The 19,438-nt window shown below is 65.1% G+C and carries 16 protein-coding genes and 1 riboswitch; of the genes, 7 read left to right on the plus strand and 9 right to left on the minus strand.

Annotated features, from left to right (window positions below; genetic code table 11):
* The first annotated feature begins 34 nt into the window (after positions 1-34).
* From MJ8_RS29930 to MJ8_RS29940, 3 genes are all read left to right on the plus strand, one after another.
* On the plus strand, positions 35-421 hold the full coding sequence (locus MJ8_RS29930; RefSeq protein ID WP_201412149.1) for an RNA-binding S4 domain-containing protein: 387 nt from the start codon (positions 35-37) through the stop codon (positions 419-421).
* A gap of 202 nt (positions 422-623) precedes the next feature.
* On the plus strand, positions 624-962 hold the full coding sequence (gene fdxA / locus MJ8_RS29935; RefSeq protein ID WP_112129660.1) for a ferredoxin FdxA: 339 nt from the start codon (positions 624-626) through the stop codon (positions 960-962).
* 372 nt (positions 963-1,334) lie between these two features.
* Positions 1,335-1,916, plus strand: coding sequence for a CarD family transcriptional regulator (locus tag MJ8_RS29940; RefSeq protein WP_071071352.1), 582 nt, complete (start codon positions 1,335-1,337; stop codon positions 1,914-1,916).
* A 251-nt stretch (positions 1,917-2,167) separates the two neighbouring features.
* On the opposite strand, the gene MJ8_RS29945 is transcribed toward MJ8_RS29940, so the two are convergent.
* From MJ8_RS29945 to MJ8_RS29955, 3 genes are all read right to left on the minus strand, one after another.
* Entirely contained in the window at positions 2,168-2,938 is a 771-nt protein-coding gene (locus MJ8_RS29945) for an amino acid ABC transporter ATP-binding protein (RefSeq protein WP_201412150.1), read from the minus strand.
* Positions 2,935-3,615, minus strand: a complete 681-nt coding sequence (locus MJ8_RS29950; RefSeq protein ID WP_201412151.1) for an ABC transporter permease subunit — start codon at positions 3,613-3,615, stop codon at positions 2,935-2,937. The genes MJ8_RS29945 and MJ8_RS29950 overlap by 4 nt, the downstream gene beginning before the upstream one ends.
* Positions 3,616-3,776: 161 nt before the next feature.
* Positions 3,777-4,550: an amino acid ABC transporter substrate-binding protein gene (locus tag MJ8_RS29955; RefSeq protein WP_040991744.1), complete on the minus strand. Its 774-nt coding sequence runs from the start codon at positions 4,548-4,550 to the stop codon at positions 3,777-3,779.
* 289 nt (positions 4,551-4,839) lie between these two features.
* On the opposite strand from MJ8_RS29955, the gene MJ8_RS29960 reads away from it, so the two are divergent.
* Together MJ8_RS29960 and MJ8_RS29965 are read left to right on the plus strand one after the other, a co-directional pair.
* The gene (locus tag MJ8_RS29960) at positions 4,840-5,703 is read left to right on the plus strand and encodes an RNA polymerase factor sigma-32 (RefSeq protein WP_201412152.1); all 864 of its coding nucleotides are present in this window, start codon (positions 4,840-4,842) and stop codon (positions 5,701-5,703) included.
* Positions 5,704-5,864: 161 nt separating this feature from the next.
* Positions 5,865-7,841, plus strand: coding sequence for a caspase family protein (locus MJ8_RS29965; RefSeq protein WP_201412153.1), 1,977 nt, complete (start codon positions 5,865-5,867; stop codon positions 7,839-7,841).
* A 72-nt stretch (positions 7,842-7,913) separates the two neighbouring features.
* Here MJ8_RS29965 and MJ8_RS29970 read toward each other — a convergent pair whose 3' ends face one another.
* From MJ8_RS29970 to thiB, 4 genes are all read right to left on the minus strand, one after another.
* Positions 7,914-9,380, minus strand: coding sequence for a M48 family metalloprotease (locus tag MJ8_RS29970; RefSeq protein ID WP_201412154.1), 1,467 nt, complete (start codon positions 9,378-9,380; stop codon positions 7,914-7,916).
* Between the two features lie 152 nt (positions 9,381-9,532).
* Positions 9,533-10,315, minus strand: a complete 783-nt coding sequence (thiQ, locus tag MJ8_RS29975) for a thiamine ABC transporter ATP-binding protein (protein WP_201412155.1) — start codon at positions 10,313-10,315, stop codon at positions 9,533-9,535.
* Complete coding sequence (gene thiP / locus MJ8_RS29980) at positions 10,312-11,925, minus strand: thiamine/thiamine pyrophosphate ABC transporter permease (protein ID WP_201412156.1); 1,614 nt, start codon at positions 11,923-11,925, stop codon at positions 10,312-10,314. Before thiP ends, thiQ begins: the two co-directional genes overlap by 4 nt.
* A 236-nt stretch (positions 11,926-12,161) precedes the next feature.
* Positions 12,162-13,172, minus strand: coding sequence for a thiamine ABC transporter substrate binding subunit (gene thiB / locus MJ8_RS29985; RefSeq protein WP_201412157.1), 1,011 nt, complete (start codon positions 13,170-13,172; stop codon positions 12,162-12,164).
* A 42-nt stretch (positions 13,173-13,214) separates the two neighbouring features.
* Positions 13,215-13,320, minus strand: a riboswitch (TPP riboswitch).
* A gap of 138 nt (positions 13,321-13,458) precedes the next feature.
* Between thiB and MJ8_RS29990 the strand changes: the two genes are divergently transcribed.
* Both MJ8_RS29990 and MJ8_RS29995 read left to right on the plus strand, forming a co-directional pair.
* The gene (locus MJ8_RS29990; RefSeq protein ID WP_201412158.1) at positions 13,459-14,106 is read left to right on the plus strand and encodes a thiamine diphosphokinase; all 648 of its coding nucleotides are present in this window, start codon (positions 13,459-13,461) and stop codon (positions 14,104-14,106) included.
* A gap of 1 nt (position 14,107) precedes the next feature.
* Positions 14,108-15,922: an ABC-F family ATP-binding cassette domain-containing protein gene (locus MJ8_RS29995; protein WP_201412159.1), complete on the plus strand. Its 1,815-nt coding sequence runs from the start codon at positions 14,108-14,110 to the stop codon at positions 15,920-15,922.
* A gap of 128 nt (positions 15,923-16,050) precedes the next feature.
* Here the strand turns inward: MJ8_RS29995 and MJ8_RS30000 are convergent, their stop codons facing one another.
* Together MJ8_RS30000 and MJ8_RS30005 are read right to left on the minus strand one after the other, a co-directional pair.
* On the minus strand, positions 16,051-17,847 hold the full coding sequence (locus MJ8_RS30000) for a hypothetical protein (RefSeq protein WP_201412160.1): 1,797 nt from the start codon (positions 17,845-17,847) through the stop codon (positions 16,051-16,053).
* Positions 17,848-17,917: 70 nt separating this feature from the next.
* Positions 17,918-19,216, minus strand: coding sequence for an adenylosuccinate synthase (locus MJ8_RS30005; RefSeq protein ID WP_140752732.1), 1,299 nt, complete (start codon positions 19,214-19,216; stop codon positions 17,918-17,920).
* Positions 19,217-19,438 lie beyond the last annotated feature (222 nt).

Below are 19,438 nucleotides of genomic sequence, written 5' to 3' on the forward strand. Positions count from 1 at the left end.
CGGGCGAGATCATGCTCCAACAAAGCTAGCCCTGATGGTTGGAGAAGGCCGCCAGCGCATCGACAAATGGCTGTTCTTCTCGCGCGCGGTGAAATCGCGCTCGCTGGCGGCGAAGGTGGTCGTCGCCGGGCGTGTGCGCATCAATCGCGACAAAGCAGCGCAGGCCTCGGATCTGGTCAAGCCCGGCGACGTGCTGACCATCACGCTCGAGGGCCGCATTCTGGTCTGGAAGGTGGTGAATTGCGGCACGCGGCGCGGACCGGCCGACGAGGCGCGGCTGCTCTATGAGGACATGTCGCCGGCGCCGACACCCAAAGGCGGGGCGGTTCCGGACGCCATTCCGGCGCTGCGCGAGGCCGGTAGCGGCCGCCCGACCAAGCGCGAGCGGCGGCAAACCGACCGTCTGCTCGGCGATGATTGAGATATCACCGCCTCGGGGCGCGGCCGGAGCAATTCCGGGAAGAACGCATGGCGATCAGGCTCGGTGATCTCGATGTGACCCTCCGGCCGTAATTCCATTCCGGACCCCTGGCCCTGGCAGCAATCCCTGCCCTTGCATGCGGCGGGCAAAGGCGTTACCTCAGCCAAAAAGCCCAACAAAATGGGACGTTCCGGAGCCTGCAATGACCTATGTCGTGACCGATAATTGCATCAAATGCAAATATATGGACTGCATCGAGGTCTGTCCGGTCGACTGTTTCTACGAGGGCGAGAACATGCTCGTCATTCATCCCGACGAGTGCATCGACTGTGGCGTGTGCGAGCCCGAATGCCCGGCCGACGCAATCAAGCCGGACACCGAGGGCGGCCTCGACAAATGGTTGCAGATCAACGCCGAATACGCCGAGAAATGGCCCAACATCACCGCCAAGAAAGAGCCGCCGGCGGATGCCAAGACCTTCGACGGCGAGACCGGAAAATTCGAGAAATATTTTTCGGCGGAGCCTGGCGAGGGCGATTGATATAAGAGCCGATGACGTCGGCCTGACGCGACGTAACGGGATCGATACAATTACTGTCTTGACAGGCAGCGCTGCCGCTTGGCGTTAGCGAATGCAGCAAAACCTTGATTCTTCCGACTTTTTGTGTTACACAAGCGAAACATGCCGGTGACACAACGTCGATTTAAGGCGCTAACGCCCCAAATCACTGAAAGGTGAGCTTTAGATCCGGACCAGAGCGATCTGGGGCAGGCGGTCGCATTCGTGCGGTTTGCCGGCCTCTGCTTTTTCCGGTGGGCTCACCCTGTTGCGCGGCTAATGGTCGGCTATGGCCGACCCCATGGGTTCGAGCCGGCATGATGCCGGCTGCACAACTAAGGAGTTCAGGGCGTAATGGCAACGATCACCCCGCAGAAGAAGTCCAACGCGGCTCGCCACGGGTTCAAGACTGGCGAGTTCATCGTCTATCCGGCGCATGGCGTCGGCCAGATCGTGGCGATCGAAGAGCAGGAAGTTGCGGGTCACAAGCTGGAACTGTTCGTCATCGATTTCCAGAAGGACAAGATGCGGCTCAAGGTTCCGGTCGCCAAGGCGACCTCGATCGGCATGCGCAAGCTGTCGGAAGAGGACTATGTCGATCGCGCGCTGAAGGTCGTGCAGGGCCGCGCCCGCATCAAGCGCACCATGTGGTCGCGCCGCGCGCAGGAATATGACGCCAAGATCAATTCCGGCGACCTGATCTCGATCTCGGAAGTGGTGCGCGACCTCTACCGCGCCGACAACCAGCCGGAGCAGTCTTATTCCGAGCGTCAGCTCTACGAAGCCGCGCTCGACCGCATGGCCCGCGAGATCGCTGCGGTGAACCGCATGTCGGAGACCGAGGCGGTGCGCCTCATCGAGGTCAACCTCAACAAGGGTCCGAAGCGCGGCGCCAAGGCCGACAACGAGGAAGCCGAGCAGGAAGAGGCTGCCTGAGCTTTTTCGCTTCTGGAGTTACGAAAACCCGGCCTCGCGCCGGGTTTTTTGTTTGTGGCCTCTCGCATACGGCGCTCCCCCTTTACCCAGCCTCCGCTTCGCTCGGCTGACCTCTCCCCAAGGGGAGAGGAGGCTGTCAGCGCCGGCGCCAACCTCTTCTCCCCGCTGGGGAGAAGGTGGCCGCGAAGCGGCCGGATGAGGGGGCTGGCGCTGCCATATGCGAGTGGCCCACAAAGTGGAAAGTGGGCAACTCAGCCGCCAGATTCCTTCTGTGCTTCCTCCTGCCGCAGCGAGGCGATGAAGCGTTTCGTACGCTCGCGCTCCGGATTGTCGAACACGACCGAGGCCGGCCCCTTCTCGACGATCGCGCCGGCATCGAGGAAGACAACCTCCTGCGCGATCTTGGAGGCGAGCCTCAGATCATGCGTGGCCATCACCATGGTGGTGCCTTCGCGGGCCAACTGCCCGAGCACGTCGACCACTTCCTGCGCCAGTTCCGGATCGAGCGCCGAGGTCGGCTCGTCGCAGAGCAAAACACGCGGCGATGGCGCCAGCGCCCGGGCGATCGCCACGCGCTGCTGCTGGCCGCCGGACAGCGTCGCCGGCCAGGCGTCGGCCTTGTGCGCCATGCCGACTTTTTCGAGCAGCGCCATCGCCCGCTCGCGCGCCCTCGGCTCGGGCCATTTCAGCACCGTCACCAGCCCTTCCATGACATTCTCGACCGCCGTGCGATGCGGAAAGAGCTGGAAATTCTGGAACACCATGCCGGTCTGCAGGCGGATGCGCTGGATGTCCCTGGCCGGCACCTTGATGCCGGGATGGAACGCCAGCGTCTCGTCGCCGATGCGCAAGGAACCGGAGGTCGGGATCTCCAAGAGGTTGATGCAGCGCAGGAGCGTGCTTTTGCCGCCGCCCGAAGGGCCGACCAGCGCCGTCACGCTGCCCTCGTCGAGGCTGACCGTGACGCCCTTCAGAACCAGATTGTCGCCGAAGCGCTTTTCGATGTCGGTGAGGCCGATCATGCGTTGGCCTCCAGGAACCCGCCATAGCGGTTGAGCCGCACCTCCAGCCGCGCCTGCAGCGCCGACAGCACCGAGCTCATTACGAGATAGAGCGCGGCCGCCTCGACATAGAGGATCAGCGGCTCATAGGTGGTGGCGACGATGCGCTGCGCGGCCTGGAACATTTCGGGCACTGTGATGGCGGCCGCCAGCGAGGTGTCCTTGACCAGCGAGATGAAGGTGTTGGAAAGCGGTGGCACCGCGACGCGGCCGGCTTGCGGCAGGATGGTGCGCCGCATCGCTTGGCTCCAGGTCATGCCGATCGAATAGGACGCTTCCCACTGCCCCTTCGGCACCGAGCCGATGACGGCGCGGATGATCTCGGAGGTGTAGGCGCCGATGTTGAGCGTGAAGCCGATCAGCGCGGCGGGAAAAGCATCGAGCAGGATGCCGACCGAGGGCAACCCGTAGAAGATCAGGAAGAGCTGCACCAGAAGCGGCGTGCCGCGAAAGATCCAGACATAGAATCGCACCAGCGCGACCAGCGGCCTCGGGCCGAACAGCCGGATCAGCGCCGTCACCAGCCCGGCGATGAGTCCGAGCGCGAAGGACAAAAGCGTCAGCGGCACGGTGAAGATCAGCGCCGCCCATAACAGCGTCGGCAACGATTCCAGCATCAATTGCAGCCAGTGCGGCACGGGGCGCTTCTCCCTTCAGATACGGCGGCGCGTTCCCCCGTATGGACAGACTATCATGCAAAAACCGGCGGGCCGTCAAAGACGGCCCCGATGAATGTCGTGCAAAAAAGGGCGGGCCGCCAAAGACGGCCCGCCGGTTTGCGAACAAGAGGACGATTGTCTTATTTCGAAACGTCCTGGCCGAAATATTTGTCGGCGATCTTCTGATAGGTGCCGTCGGCCTTGATGTCGGCCAGCGCCTTGTTGATGGCGGCGACCAGCTCCGGATCGCCCTTGCGCACGATGACGCCGGAATAGTCGGCATTCTCTTCCTGCGCGGCGATCTTCACATTGGCGTCCGGCTTGTGCTTCTTGAAGTCGAGGAAGGACAGGCTGTCGTTTATGGTGGCGTCGGCGCGGCCGGTGAGCAGAAGCTGGATCGACTGGTCGAAGCCATCGGTGCCGACGAGCTCGGCGCCGTTCTTCTCGGCGAGCTTGCCGAAGTTCGAGGTCAGCGACTGCGCCGACTTCTTGCCCTTGAGATCGGCGAAGGTCTTGATGTCGGTGTTGTCACCGCGCACGATCAGCACCGCCTTCGAGGCGATGTAGGGATCGGAGAAATCATACTTGGCCTTACGGGCATCGGTGATGCCGACCTCGTTGATGACGGCGTCGTAGCGGTTGGCGTCGAGGCCGGCGATCAGCCCGTCCCACTTGCCTTCGAGGAACTCGACCTTGACGCCGAGCTTGTCGCCGATGGCCTTGGCGATCTCGACGTCGAAGCCGACCAGCGCGTTGGACTCGTCGTGATAGGTGAAGGGCGCGTAGGTGCCTTCAGTACCGACCTTGAACACCCCGGCCTGCTTGATCTGGTCGAGATTGGCGCCGGCATGGCCGGCGGTGATCGCCAGAACCTGCAGCGTTCCGGCGATAAGGAGCGGTTTAAGCCATTTCATTTTTCTGTGATCCCGTTTTGACCGGTGCCCCGGCGCGATTGTGAGAGCCGGAAACTGACAGATAGAAGGCTGCAAAATAAGGAACCAGATTTCAAAAATCAGCTCTGTCAGAAATCTGATTCTCAAAACCAACCAGCTTTCCCAGCCGATAACAAAATGTTCCCGCTGGCAACATCTGCCCCTCGGGCGGGCGGAACCATCCCTGCGCCTGACACGTTGCATGGCTGTTGTAGGGCGCGACGGCGTCTTTTCAACCATCGTCGGTGCAATACGGCCCACAGGAGCTGGCATGATCGAGGACGCGGCAGGACGGACACTGGTCCGGGCGGCAATGAGGGCTCCCTATCTCGAGCGCGACGAGGAGCATGTGCTTGCGCTCCGCTGGAAGGAAGAGAACGACCAGCACGCGCTGCACAGGATCACCGTCGCCCATATGCGCCTGGTCATCTCTATGGCCTCGAAATTCCGCCATTACGGCCTGCCGCTCGGCGATTTGATCCAGGAAGGCCATGTCGGCCTGCTCGAGGCGGCGGCCCGCTTCGAGCCCGCGCGCGAAGTGCGCTTCTCGACCTATGCCACCTGGTGGATCCGCGCCTCTATGCAGGACTATATTCTGCGCAACTGGTCGATCGTGCGCGGCGGCACCAGCTCGGCGCAGAAGGCGCTCTTCTTCAACCTCAGGCGCTTGCGCGCCCGGCTTGCCAATGGGACCGAGCCGATTTCCAACGCCTCGCTCTACCGCGAGGTTTCGGCGGCGCTCGGCGTTCCGGAAGCCGACGTGGCGATGATGGATTCGCGCCTGTCCTCGCCCGACAGCTCGCTCAACGCGCCTTTGGCCGACGAGAACGGCGCCGCCGAGCGGATGGATTTCCTGGTCTCCGAAGATCCGCTTCCCGACGAGATCGTCGGCGAAAGAATCGATGTCCAGCGCCGGGCCGTCTGGCTGAAGAGCGCGCTCGGCGCGCTCAACGCCCGCGAGCTTCGCATCATCGAGGAGCGCAGGTTGAGCGATGACGGCGCCACGCTGGAATCGCTTGGCGAACAGCTCGGCATCTCCAAGGAGCGCGTCCGCCAGATCGAGGCCCGCGCCATGGAAAAGCTGAAGCTGGCCCTGGTGAAACAGAACCCGGAATTTTTGGCGGAGGCCGCCTGAGGCTAACAGCGCTCGGCGATAAGATATTAGTAAACAAGAAAATTATCGTCACCTGGGCAATTTTCCCTCATCTTTACTTCTGAATTGTGAGGTCTTTAACAGATCACTGCGTCGCAATTGGCCTCTTTGAAGCCTCCAGCTCACATATTGGGGGATTTGCCATGCTGCGATGCTGCGCACTCCTTGCTGCCTTGATCCTCGTGGGTCTCACGACGTTTGAAGCGCATGCCGATCGAAGGGTTGCCCTTGTCATAGGCAATTCGCAATACCGCGAAATCCCGGCGCTCAAGAATCCCGACAAGGACGCCGAGGATGTATCGAAGACATTCCGGCTGGCCGGCTTCGAGGTCTTCGCGGCCAAGGACCTCACCAGGCTTCAGTTCGAAGAAAAGTTCCGCAACTATCTGGCGGCGGCCGACGGCGCCGATCTGGCGGTCGTTTATTATTCCGGCCACGGCTTTCAGATCGGCGGCGAGAATTTCCTGATCCCGGTCGACGCGTCGCTGAAAGACGCGGCCGACATGGAAGTCCAGGCCATCAAGGTCGACGACATACTGCGGCAGCTGCGCTCGAGATCGAAGATCCAGATGATCATTCTCGATGCCTGCCGCAACAACCCGTTCCCGCGCAAGGACTATTGGCTGCGCGATCAGTTGATCGTCGCCGGCGGCAGCGGCCTTGCGCAGGTGACAGGCTCGCAGAACACGCTGATCGCCTTCGCCACCGAGCCAGGGGCGGTCGCCTATGACGGATCCGGCGATCTCAGCCCGTTTTCATCTGCCTTCTCCCGCCGCGCGCTGACGCCGAACCAGGAGATACGCTCGGTGATGGCTGCCGTGCGCCGCGATGTGGTCAAGGCGACCAACGGCAAGCAGGTACCGTGGGAGAACTCATCGCTGATTGACGACGTCGTGCTGATGCGCGGGACCGAGCAACCGGCGCCGCCGCCCGATACTGAGCAGGATCAGCAGACGGCGGAGCGCGGGATCGAAGTCGCCGCCGCCGCCGAAGCGATTGGAAATCGCGACATCCGCGTGCCGGTCGGCGTCGGTCCGGTGCCGCTGAAGCTGGAGTTCCCGGCCAGGGATGCCGGGGTCAGCCTCAAGCTTGCGAGCTACCCGGCGACCGGAACGCTGTCCCTGCCGGATCGCGTGCTGTCGCCGCAATCGAGCCTGATGGCCGCCGAGGTCGGCAATCTGCGCTACGAGCCACAGATCGGCTCGTCCGCTCCCGTCGACATCGGCTTCCAGATTGGCGTGGGCAACGCCGCGAAGCAGGCGACGGTGAAACTGTCGCCGAACGTCGACCCTTGCGACCAGGCCGCCGGCGAGCCGCTCGACCTGCAGGGCGCTACCCCGGGCCGGTTGCCGAACGAGATCGGCGGCGGGGCTGTCGACGCCTGCGAGGCGGCGGTGAAATCCTATCCCGACATTGCGCGCTTCCGTTACGAACTGGGGCGGGCGCTTCTGGCAGCGGGCAGGATCGACGAAGCCAGGCAGGCGATCCAGGAGGCCGCGGACAAGGGACATATACGCGCCCTGTTCGCGCTCGGCTCCATCGCCTCGTCCGGGATGGCTGTCGACGTGTCGAAGGCCAATGACCTCTATTCGAAAGCGTCCGACAAGGGAGACCCCTACGCCATGGCCGCCTGGGGCCGCGCTTTGTTCGGCGGTCTCGGCGTTCAGCGTGATACCGGCAAGGGATTGGACCTGCTGCTCCAGGCAGCGGCGATGGGGCATGTCGATGCCATGAAGGACCTTGCGATGATCTTCAAGGAAGGGCGCAACGGCGTGCCCGCCGACCCGGACCGCGCCCTGGCTTTCCTGAAGGCCGGCATGGAGCGTCAGGACGTGTACTCGATGGGCATCCTGGGCCTTGCCGTGCCCACCGCGCGTAACACCCCGGTGGTCATGGCGTGCAAGGCCCCGAAGGTCATCACGAAGATAAAGGTGGTTCGCGTGCCCGTGTCGAAACCGAAGACCACCACACGGACAATTCCGGGAGCACCAAAGGTCAAGCCGGGGCCGACGGGAACCGGCAGGACATCCTGGAGTGGCGGTAACCAAGGCGCTGGTCCCACCAGCCGTGGCAATACCGGCGGCGGCGAAGGTGGCGACACCAGTAGCGACGGCTTGTGACGACAGCTGCTCCCCGGCCGAGCGATTGCTCAAATATCCGACGACGCTCGGTCGGGCTGAACCCGCAGGTCCCTACCTGTCGGTGACGATCTTGACCTTGTCGCCGGCCGATACGCTGGCGCCCGGCGACATCGCGTTGAGCACCCGGAACAAGTCGAGCTTGCGGTCGACGCCGACCATTTGCGCGGCGAGCGAGCCCATCGTCTGGCCGGCCTGGACGGTGACGACCCGGATATGCAGCGGCTTGAGCGCCGCCTTCTCGGCCGGGCTGAGAACGCGGAAGGAGCCGCTGACCGAGCGTGCGACCGAATCCAGCGCCGTGCTGGCCGATGGCGCCGCCGTCAGCAGCCTGTAGACCTGCCCGCCGGCGCGGATCACCGCGATGTCGAACTGCCAGCCTTGCGCGGTGGCATGCGCCATCGCCGCCTCGTTGCCGTTGACCGTCTCCTGGCGCACGCTGGCGTCCTCGAGCCCCGCCACCCAACCGCTGCGGATGTAATCGGTGAGCGAGACCGACTTGTCGATCGCCACGCCGTCGAAGCGGATGGCGATGTCGCCCGGTCCGGTCGCGGTGACGGCGGCCGCCGAATTGTCGATGACGAAGCCGTCCGGCACAGTGAAGGAAACGCCGAGATTGGGGTGCATGAAGGTCTGGCCGCGCACATAGCCTTCTTCCGGCGTATCGCCGTAAAGCAGGCCGTCTATGCCGGCGAGGAACGCGTCGCGATCGCGCGTGCCGACGCCGGGCGGGCCGAAGTTGCGCGCAAGCCGCTGCGCCAGCTCGATACGCTGCGGCGTGTTGGGGTGCGTCGCCAGGAAGTCGAGGCTGGCGTCGGTGGCGCCGCTGACCGAGCGGAAATCCGTGTAAGCCGACATCGACTGCAGGAAGCGGCCCGCGGCATAAGGATCGTAGCCCGCCTCGCCGATCGACTTGATGCCGATGGCGTCGGCCTGGAGTTCCTGATTGCGCGAGAATTGCGCGAGCCTCAGCTTGCCGCGGATCAGCGCCGCCTTGGCGGTCGGGCTGTCGCCGAGCACGTCGGAGACGACCTTGGTCGCCAGGCCTTCCTCGGCCTCGAGCTGCTGCCGCTGCAGGCCATGATTCGCGGTGACGTGGCCCATTTCATGCGCGATGACCGCGGCAAGCTCGGAGGAATCGTTGGCGAGCGCCAGCAGGCCGCGCGTCACATAGAGGTAGCCGCCCGGCAGCGCGAAGGCGTTGACGTTGGGCGAATTGAGGATGGTGATGCGGTAGGTCTGGGTCGGGTTGGCCGACACCACGGTGAGATTGCCGACGACCTTGGCCACCATACGTTCCAGCTTCGGATCGGAATACTCGCCGCCATAGGTGGCGAGAATCCGCGGATGCTGGGCTTTCGCCATTTCGGCGAGCTTGGCGTTGGCGACGACATTGTCGACGGTGATCGGCTTGTCGGAAGGCTGGAAGCCGCTCTCTTGCACGTCCGGCGGCGTGAACATCTGGCAGCTCGCCAGCACGGCGACGCTCGCCAGAGCGAAAAATCGCGCCAGGGGCCTCATCCACACTTTCTCAGCGCCGGTCGACAGGTCGGCTTCCTTTCCAATCTTTCGGCAAATCACGGCCCAGCCGGACCAGCATGGCCGGACCTAGCCACACTCCCCCGGACAAGGCAAGGAAACGCCGGATCGCCCGTTGCCGGTTTGGCCATAAATTATGTCCGCTTCCGGGCAATATGTTGTGATCCGGCAACGGTGCCGCCTCGATCGCCGATATAGCGCCGGAATGCATCCGGTCCAGACCGGCCGAAGAAATCGTCGGCCGGCCCGGCCGCCGCGATCGTGCCTTCATCGAGAAAGGCCACCTCCTGGCCGATGCGGCGCGCATCTTCCGGCTGATGTGTGACGAACAGCACCGTCATTTCGCGCTCGGCATGGATGCCGGCGACAAGGTCGAGCATGTCCTCGCGCAGCGCCGGGCCGAGCGATGCGAAGGGCTCATCGAGCAGCAGGACCGGCCGGTCGCGCAGCAGCACCCTTGCCAGCGCCACGCGCTGCCGCTCGCCGCCGGAAAGCTCGCGCGGCAGCCGCTTTTCCTTGCCCGCCAGGCCCACACGCGCCAGCGCGTCGGCGACGGCAATGCGGTCGGCGTCACCGAGTTTCAGCGACGGCGAGCGGCCGAGCCCGACATTGGCCTCGACGGAAAGATGCGCGAAGAGGTTGTTTTCCTGGAACACCATTGACACCGGTCGCGCCGAGGGCGGCGCGTTGCCGACATCGATGCCGCCGATCAGCACCTTGCCCGCGTCGAGTGTTTCGAAGCCGGCTATCAGATTGAGCAGCGTCGACTTGCCGGAGCCGCTCGGTCCCATGATGGCGGTGATCCTGCCGGCAGCGAATTCGGCATCGAAGCGGAAGGAAGACTCGCCATAGCTGAACGAGACGCCGTCCAGCGCGACGGCGAGGCCCTTTTGCGAGCCGTCGGTGCTCGTCGTCATGACTTTCCTTCCCGCCCCAGCCGGTCGGCAACGACGACCAACATCAGGCAAACGAGGCCGAGCAGCAAGGCGAGTCCCGCGGCGTCGGCGGTCCGGTAACTGCCCATGCGCGCCAAAAGCAGATAGGGCAAGGTCTGCACGGAATCGCTGCCGAACAACGCGATCACGCCGAGATCGCCGAGCGACAGCGCCATGGCGAAGGCGAAGCCGGTGGCGAGCGGCCGCCGCAGCGACGGCCAGTCGATCAGGCTGAGCCGGGTCCAGCCGGATATGCCGAGCGCAAGGCAAAGCCGCTCATGGCGCTCGCTCGCCGCATCATAGGCCGGGCGAATGGCGCGGATGACGAAGGGCATCGCCATCACCGCGTTCACGGCGACGACCATGACCGGCGCGACGGCGAAGACATCGGTGATGTTGCGCAGCGCCAGGAACCAGCCGGCGCCGAGCACGATCGGCGGCACGACGAGCACGAATCCGGCTCCGGTGTCGGCGGCATGCTCGAGCAGGCCCATGGCGCCGCCTGCCCGGCGCCGCAGGGCCAGCGAGCGCCGCGCCGCGATCAACGCCAGCGACAAGATCACGCTGAGCAGCGCCGCAAGCAAGCCGAGGCCCGCGCTGGTGAGGGTCGCGCGGCGCACCGCTTCCTCGCCCGCCAATCGGCCGAGATCGGCCCCGAGGCCTGAGAACACCGTCGCCGCCATCGGTCCGGCGACGAACAGCAGGGCCAGCATGATTAGGCTGGCATTCAGCATGCTCTCCATGCGGCTCACCGAAAGGTAGCGGCGCGGCGCCACCGGTAGATTGGCGTCGCCGACCGTGTTGGCGCCGAGCCGCGTGAGGGCGACGACCACGATGAAGGTCAGCGCGATCTGCATCAGCGTCAGCACCACGGCGCGCGCGGGATCGAAATCGAAGCGCAACGCCTGGTAGATGGCGACCTCCAGCGTCGTCGCGGCCGGACCGCCGCCCAGCGTCAGCACGATGGTGAAGGAGGTGACGCAGAGCATGAAGACCAGTCCGGCGACGCCCGGCAAAGCTGCGCGCAGCGCCGGCCATTCGATCAGCCGGAAGGCCGGCCGGGCGCCCATGCCGAGTTGGCTCGCCAGCCGCCACCGGTCGGCGGGAATCGTGCCCAACGCCTCCAGGTACAGGCGCGTCGCCAGAGGCAGGTTGAAGAAGACATGCGCGATCAGGATGCCGGAGAGGCCGTATATGCCCGGCCACCCTCCGCCGCCAAGCCCGGCGAAGATGCCGGCAAAAAATCCGGCGCGGCCGTAGAGCGCCAAGATGCCGAGCGCGGCGACGATCGCCGGCAGAGCCAGCGGCACGGTGAAAAGTTGCAGGATCAGTCGGCGGCCGGGAAAGGCTGGATGCCGGGACAGGGCGCGCGCCACGAGCAGCGCCGGCGCGACCGACAACAGCGTCGACAGCAGCGCCTGCCAAAGTGTGAAGCGGGCGACGCGCAGCAGGTAGCCGTCGAAGGCGGCGGCGCCGGAGAGATCCCGCGCGCCCTCGAGGATGAGGCCGGCGAAGGCGCCGCCGATGAGCAGCGTTATGGCCGCAAGCGCGATGAGGCCGGCGGTGACGCGGGAGTCACGCGCAGGGTGCACGCTGCACCATTTGGGTTCGAGTTAACGCATGCCGCGTTCCTTCGCGCCCCCCTCTGTCTTGCCGCACATCTCCCCCTCCAGGGGGGAGATTGGCAGTTTTGACGCCCCGCTCTTTCCTACGTCGGCGGCTAGCGAAATCGCCGATGAAAGCCAATCTCCCCCCTTGTGGGGGCAATGTCCGGCAGGACAGAGGGGGGCGCCGTAAAGCGGTCATCTCACGCGATTGGCCTCAAAGCCTACTTGCTCATCACCGCCAGCCACTCATCCACCCAGGCCTTGCGGTTGGCCGCCACTTCTTCCGGGCTGAACAGCAGGGTCTTGGTCGGCTTCACCAGTCTGTCGAAGGCCGGATTGAGCGGCTTGTCGGTCTTGCCGACCGGGAACATCCAGTTGGTCTCCGGAATGACGTCCTGGAACTTCGGCCCGGTCATGAAGGCGATGAATTTCTGCGCCAGCGGATTCTTCGCGCCGGCCGTCGTGATACCGGCCACCTCGATCTGCAGGTATTCGCCTTCCTCGAACGATGCCGCCTGATAGCGCTCGGTGTTCTCGGCCACCATGTGGTAGGCCGGCGAGGTGGTGTAGGAGAGCACCATCGGCGCCTCGCCCTTGGTGAACAGCCCATAGGCCTCGCTCCAGCCCGGCGTCACCGTCAGCACTTTGGTCTTGAGCTTGGCCCAGGCCTCCGGCGCCTTGTCGCCATAGACCGATTTCACCCACAAGAGCAGCCCAAGGCCGGGCGTCGAGGTGCGCGGATCCTGGATGACGATCTTGTCCGTGCCGGCGCCTTCGACCAGTTCCTTCAGGCTCTTCGGCGGAACTTTGAGCTTCTCAGTGTCATAGACGACGGCGAAATAGCCATAGTCGAAGGGCACGAAAGTGTCGTCGCTCCAGCCGCCGGGCACGTTGATGCCCGACACCTCGCCATGCGGCGCGAACAGGCCGCTCGCCTTGGCATCCGCCGTCAGATTGGTGTCGAGGCCGAGCACGATATCGGCCTTGGTGCCGGCGCCTTCCAGCTTGACGCGGTTGAGCAGCGCCACGCCGTCGGCCACCGAGACGAATTCGAGGTCGCAGCCGCATTCGGCTTCGAACTCCTTCTTGACGGCCGGACCGGGACCCCAGTCGGCGGTGAAGCTCTCATAGGTGTAGACGGTGAGCTTGTCCTTGGCCTCGGCGGGCGCGACGCCGGCCAGAAGCGAAACAAGACCGGTTGCGAGAATGAGATTGCACAGCACTGCGCGCATCGGCGCCTCCTTCGTTCGAGTGACAAGGAATTGAGGCGCCGGATGTCCGAGACGTCTAATCCCTCCGCCGGTACAAACCGGATCAGGTTCAGCGGGTTGGCTTGACTGCCTCTCAGCCGGATCACGTCCGGCACCCCGTTAGAGCGTTTCGAGAGATACGGCGGGCGGCAGCGGCGCGCAAGCGGAAGTTTGCCGGGGGCAGCTAATGTTCCTGGGCAAGACTCGCACCCGAAGCGCGGCCCATCCGGCTTCCGTTTCGCTTGGAGGGCTGGTAAGGGCGACGGCCATGGGCACATTCACCATCCTGCTTGGCGGCGAGCTTTTCCGTACGCCCCGGCTCGAACGCCAGATCGCCGGCTCGCGCGTCATTGCCGCCGACGCCGGCATCGGCCATGCCCGCATGCTTGGGCTCGTTCCCGAACTCTGGGTCGGCGATTTCGACTCCGTGCCGCCCAACCTGCCCGATGAACTGGCCGCCGTTCCGCGAAAAGTCTTTCCGGCCGAGAAGGACATGACCGACGGCGAGCTTGCCATAGCGGAAGCGCTCAAGCGCGGCGCCACGAACCTCGTGCTGGCCGGCGCCTTCGGCGGCAAACGCGCCGACCATGCCTTTCTGCATCTTGCGCTGGCTGTGCGTCTGGCTGAGACCGGCACCAAGGTCTTGCTGACCAGCGGCGCGCAGGAAGGCGCCCCCATCCTGTCAGGGAAAGCAGCCGGTTTCGACTATGCCGATGGTACTTTGTTCTCCGTGCTCGGTTTCTCCGATCTCTCTGGCCTGACGGTGACCGGTGCCAAATGGCCGCTCGACAGCGTCGAGGTGGCGTTCGGCTCCTCGCTCACTATATCAAACGAGGTCAAAGGGCGGCTCGGCATCGCGCTGGAGCGCGGCCGGGCGCTGCTTCTGGCCCACCCCTATCCTCTTCCAGAAAGCTGACATGGCGCCGCCACTCCTCAATCTCGACGGCATTAAACTGACCTTCGGCGGCACCCCGCTGCTCGACGGCGCGGCGCTCAGCGCATCCGCCGGCGAGAAGATCGCTTTGGTCGGCCGCAACGGCTCGGGCAAGTCGACACTGCTCAAAATCGCCGCCGGCATGATCGAGCCGCAAGATGGCGAGGTTTTCCGCCAGCCTTCGGCCACGGTCCGCTACCTGCCGCAGATGCCGGACATGGAAGGCTTCGCTACGGTGCGCGCCTATGTCGAAGCCGGCCTCGGTCCGGCCGACGATCCGCATCGCGCCACCTATCTGATGGAACATCTCGGCCTTACCGGCGAGGAGCGTCCGAACGACCTGTCCGGCGGCGAGGCACGGCGCGCCGCACTTGCCCGCGTCATGGCGCCCGAGCCGGACATTCTGTTGCTCGACGAGCCGACCAACCATCTCGATCTTTCCGTGATCGAATGGCTGGAAGAGGAGCTTGCCCGCACCTCTTCCGCCGTTATCCTCATCTCGCACGACCGCCGCTTTCTCGAACGTGTCACCCGCGCCACCGTCTGGCTCGATCGCGGCCAGACGCGGCGGCTGGACAAGGGCTTCGCGCATTTCGAGGAGTGGCGCGACCAGGTGCTGGAAGAAGAAGAGCGCGAGCAGCACAAGCTCGGCCGCCAGATCGTGCGCGAGGAGCATTGGCTGCGCTACGGCGTGACCGCCAGGCGCAAGCGCAACATGCGCCGCCTCGGCGAATTGCAGACCATGCGCCAGCGCTTCCGCAGCCATCGCGGCGCCGAAGGCACCGCCACCATGGTGGCAAGCGACGCTGCCGAATCCGGCAAGCTGGTGATTGAGGCCAAGGGTATCGACAAGAGTTTTGGCGACTTGGCCGTGGTGAAGGGTTTCTCGACCCGCATCCAGCGCGGCGACCGCGTCGGCCTGGTCGGCCCGAACGGCGCCGGCAAGACGACGCTGCTGAAGATGCTGACCGGCGAACTCGCACCGGACGCCGGCAGCGTGCGGCTCGGCGTCAACCTGGAGATCGCGACGCTCGACCAGAAGCGCGAGGCCGTCGACCCGCAGGAGACGCTGGCGCATTACCTGACCGACGGGCGCGGCGAGAACCTGCTCGTCAACGGCGAGCAGCGCCACGTCGTCTCCTACATGAAGGATTTCCTGTTCAAGCCGGAGCAGGCGCGCACGCCGGTGCGCGAGCTTTCGGGCGGCGAGCGCGCGCGGCTGCTGCTCGCCCGCGTGCTGGCTCGGCCGGCGAACCTTCTGGTGCTCGACGAGCCGACCAACGATCTCGACATGGAGACCCTGGAGCTTTTGCAGGAACTGGTCGCGGGCTTTGCCGGAACGGTGATCCTGGTCAGCCACGATCGCGACTTCCTCGACCGCACCGTCACCAGCGTGATCGCGCCGGAGGGCAACGGCCGCTGGATCGAATATGCCGGCGGCTATTCAGACATGCTGGAGCAGCGCGGCGGCTCGAAGCTGGCAGACCGCAAGGCAAGGTCGAAGGCCGAGGCGACCGAAACTTCGCCGAAAGCCGACCAGACAGTGCAAAAGGGCCCGGCAAGAAAGCTCTCGTTCAAGCAGAAATTCGCGCTGGACTCCCTGCCGAAGAAGATCGAAGCAGTGACGGCCTCGATCTCGCGGCTGGAAAACAACATCGCCGACCCGTCCTTCTACGAACGCGATCCGGTCTCTTTCCAGAAGACCATCGCCGCGCTCGACAAGGAGCGCACGACGCTTGCCGCGCTCGAGGAAGAGTGGCTGGAGCTGGAGATGCTGCGGGAGGAGATGGAGGGGTAGCATCGTCATTGCGCCGACGCACTGATGCGCATAAAGTATGCGCATATCAAGGTGACGCCAGGCGCAAGATCGCGACGAACGCAAACCGCCAGCCAGTCAATTGCGACGCGCTTTAAGCCGCTTCCACCTCACCCCGACGTCTTCGCAGCCCAGGCCTTCAGCGCCTCGTCGAACACTTTCTCGCCCGGGATGCCCTTTTCCATGGTGAGCAACGCGCGCCGTCCGGTCTTGTAGACCACGGGCACGTCGATCCAGTCTTGCCCCCTGAGCAGCGTCAGATTGGCGTCCTCGTCGGCCTTGGTATCGTTCAGCGCGACGAGGAAGAAGCCGTCGGCGATCTTGGCTGGAATGCCGATCAGCGGGCTGCCGGCATCCTGCTCGGAGCTCTTCATGGCGATGCGCAGGATGTTGTCGACGCCGCCGCCGTCAAACCCTTCAGGCGTCAGGAAGATCATCTCGATGATGTGGCTGGCGGGCAGGGTCTGGTCGGTGTTGCGCCGGATCGTCATGCGCAGCTGGATATTCTTGCCCGGGATCGTCGCCTCGGCGCGAATCGCCGGCTCCGGCGGCAGGTCGCCGCCGGGCGATTCCTGCACTAGCGACCAGACGATGCTGCCGGGCTCGGCCGTGCCCTGCTGAGTGCTGGTGCGCTCCTCATAGAAGATCGCCTTCTGCCCGACCGGCACGGTCGCCTCGGCTGCCGCCGGCGCGGATGGCGTCGTGCCTGCGGCCGGCGGCGTTGCTCCGGCGGCGGGCGGCGTAGCGCCAGCCGCGGGCGGTGCGGTTCCGGCCGCCGGCGGGGTCGGATTGGCCGCGGCGGTCGCCGGCGCCGCCGGCGTTGTTCCCGCCGCAGGCGCCCCAGGCGTTTGCGTAGCCGCAGCGGGCGGGGTCGTTGCCGGCGCAGCCGGCGGCCGCGACGTCAGCGCCGCGACCGATTCGCCTTCGCCGATCGTGGCCTGCCCGCCGGCGGGACCGGGATCGGTCTCCTTGCCTTCGGGCGTCAGGCGCTGCGTGAACTTGGTCGTCTCGGCAGGCTCGCTGGCGCCGGCGGGGGCCGGCGCCGCGGCCGTCTCGGTGGCGGGCTTGGCCGGAGCCGGCTTCACCAGCGGCTCGGTCGAGACCGTCTTGCTGCCGCCGCCAAGGCCGAAGAGCGAGCCGAACGCATTCTTGTTCAGCCATACGCCGTAGCCGCCGCCCGCCAGCACCAGGAGCGCGATGACGGCGGCGATCAAGCCGCCATAGCCGCGCTTGCGCTGCTGCGGCTGCGGCCGCAGGCGCTGAAAAGTGTCGGCCGCCGGCTGCTCGTCATTGGCAAAGACGTCGCCGCCATCGTCGGCATTGTCCATCCCCGCCAGGCCGACATCATCTTCACGCGGCGACGGCATCGGTGGCGCCGCCTTCTGCCAGGCAGGTTCCGCCTTCGGCGCAGGCTGCCAGCTTGGCTCGGTCCTTGCCGTATTCTGCCAGGCCGGCTCGGCCTTCACAGGGTTTGGCGGCGCGGGCTCCGCCTTCGGCGCGCTTTGCCAGCTCGGTTCCGTCCTGGCGGGCGGGGCCGGCGGCTTGAACGGTTCGGATTTGAACGGATCCGGCTTGGCAGGCGCAGCCGCGGGTGCGGACGTCGCCGGCTGGCGCGAGTGGTTGGGCTGGTTTCTGTTACGATCGATGGAGGAGAAGATATGCTCCAACTCCGCCAGCGGGTCCTCGGCCGGAACCCGTTTGACATAGTCGCGCTCGACGCTGGAGATGGCGTCTTCCAGCGAGCGTTTCTGCTTGGCGACGACGTCGGGCCCAAGCGGCGGGGAATAGTCGGCGAGCTTCTTCGCCAGCACCGCGCGGGCACCGTCATATATCTGCTTGCGCACTTCGAAGGAAGGATCACCCTTCTTGTCGAGCTGCTTTTTCAGAACGCTAACGAAATCTGCCATGCGTCAGGTGACCTGCATTCTATTTCCCGCTGGCCGCAAATCAGCCATAGCGCCGGGAAGGGCTGCGAAGCTAGTCTTGAAACGGGTCGGTCACAAGTATTGTGTCGTCCCGCTCCGGGCTGGTGGAGAGCAGCGCCACCGGGGCGCCGATCAGTTCCTCGATATGGCGGACATATTTGACGGCTTGCGCCGGCAAATCGTTCCAGCTTCTGGCGCCGGCCGTGGTTCCCTTCCAGCCTTCGAGGGTCTCGTAGATGGGTTCGACCCGCGCTTGCGCGCCCTGGCTGGCCGGCAGGTAGTCGATCGTCTCGCCGTCGAGCCGGTAGCCGGTGCAGACCTTGATCTCGTCGAGCCCGTCGAGCACGTCGAGCTTGGTGAGCGCGATGCCCTTGATGCCGTTGACGGCGACGGCCTGGCGCACCAGCACCGCGTCGAACCAGCCGCAGCGGCGCTTGCGGCCGGTGACAACGCCGAACTCGTGGCCGCGGGTACCGAGGAACTCGCCGATCTCGTTCTTCTGCTCGGTCGGGAACGGTCCCTCGCCGACGCGCGTCGTGTAGGCCTTGGTGATGCCGAGCACATAACCGATGACGCCGGGGCCGACGCCGGAGCCGGCGGCGGCTTGCCCCGCGACCGTGTTGGACGAGGTGACGAAGGGATAGGTGCCGTGATCGATGTCGAGCAGCGTGCCCTGCGCGCCCTCGAACAGGATGCGCTCGCCGGCGCGGCGCTTGTCGTCGAGCACTTTCCAGACGCGGTCCATGTAAGGCAGGATCTCGGCGGCCACCGAGGTCAGTTCCTGCATGATCGCCTCATGCGTCGCTTCCGGATGGCCGAGCCCGCGGCGCAGGGCGTTGTGGTGGGTCAGCAGCCGGTCGACCTTCAAGGGGAGCGTTTCCAAATCCGCCAGATCCATCACCCGCACCGCGCGCCGACCCACCTTGTCCTCGTAGGCGGGGCCGATGCCGCGACGGGTCGTGCCAATCTTGGTTCCGGAATTCGAGGCGGCGTCTTCGCGGAATCCGTCCAGCTCCCGGTGCAGCGACAGGATAAGCGCGGTGTTTTCGGCTATTTTCAGGCGCTCCGGCGTCACCTCCACGCCCTGCTCCTTGAGCTTCTTGGCTTCGGCGACGAAGGCATGCGGGTCGAACACCACGCCATTGCCGATGATCGAAAGCTTGCCTTGCCTGACCACGCCCGAAGGCAGCAGCGACAGCTTGTAGACCTTGCCGTCGACGACAAGCGTGTGGCCGGCATTGTGGCCTCCCTGGAAGCGCACGACCACATCGGCCCGTTCCGACAGCCAGTCGACGATCTTGCCCTTGCCTTCGTCGCCCCACTGCGAGCCGACGACCACCACATTGGCCATGTTCTTTTCCCTTGAAATGCCGCGCGGGCGGCCTGAAACGACAGGCCTCTATAGCGTCAAGCGCCGGCCGGCGCGACCCTTTCTTTGCCGCCGAAACCATCCTTGCAGCATGATCCGCGAGCCGAAGGCCGGCGAACATCAACCTGATCCAGGCACAACAAAATCCGGCTTTCGCATCATTTACTTGTCGCCGCCGCCGCTCTAGGTCGGCCTGAACCCTCG

It is taken from the genome of Mesorhizobium sp. J8, assembly GCF_016591715.1.
Lineage (GTDB): Bacteria > Pseudomonadota > Alphaproteobacteria > Rhizobiales > Rhizobiaceae > Mesorhizobium.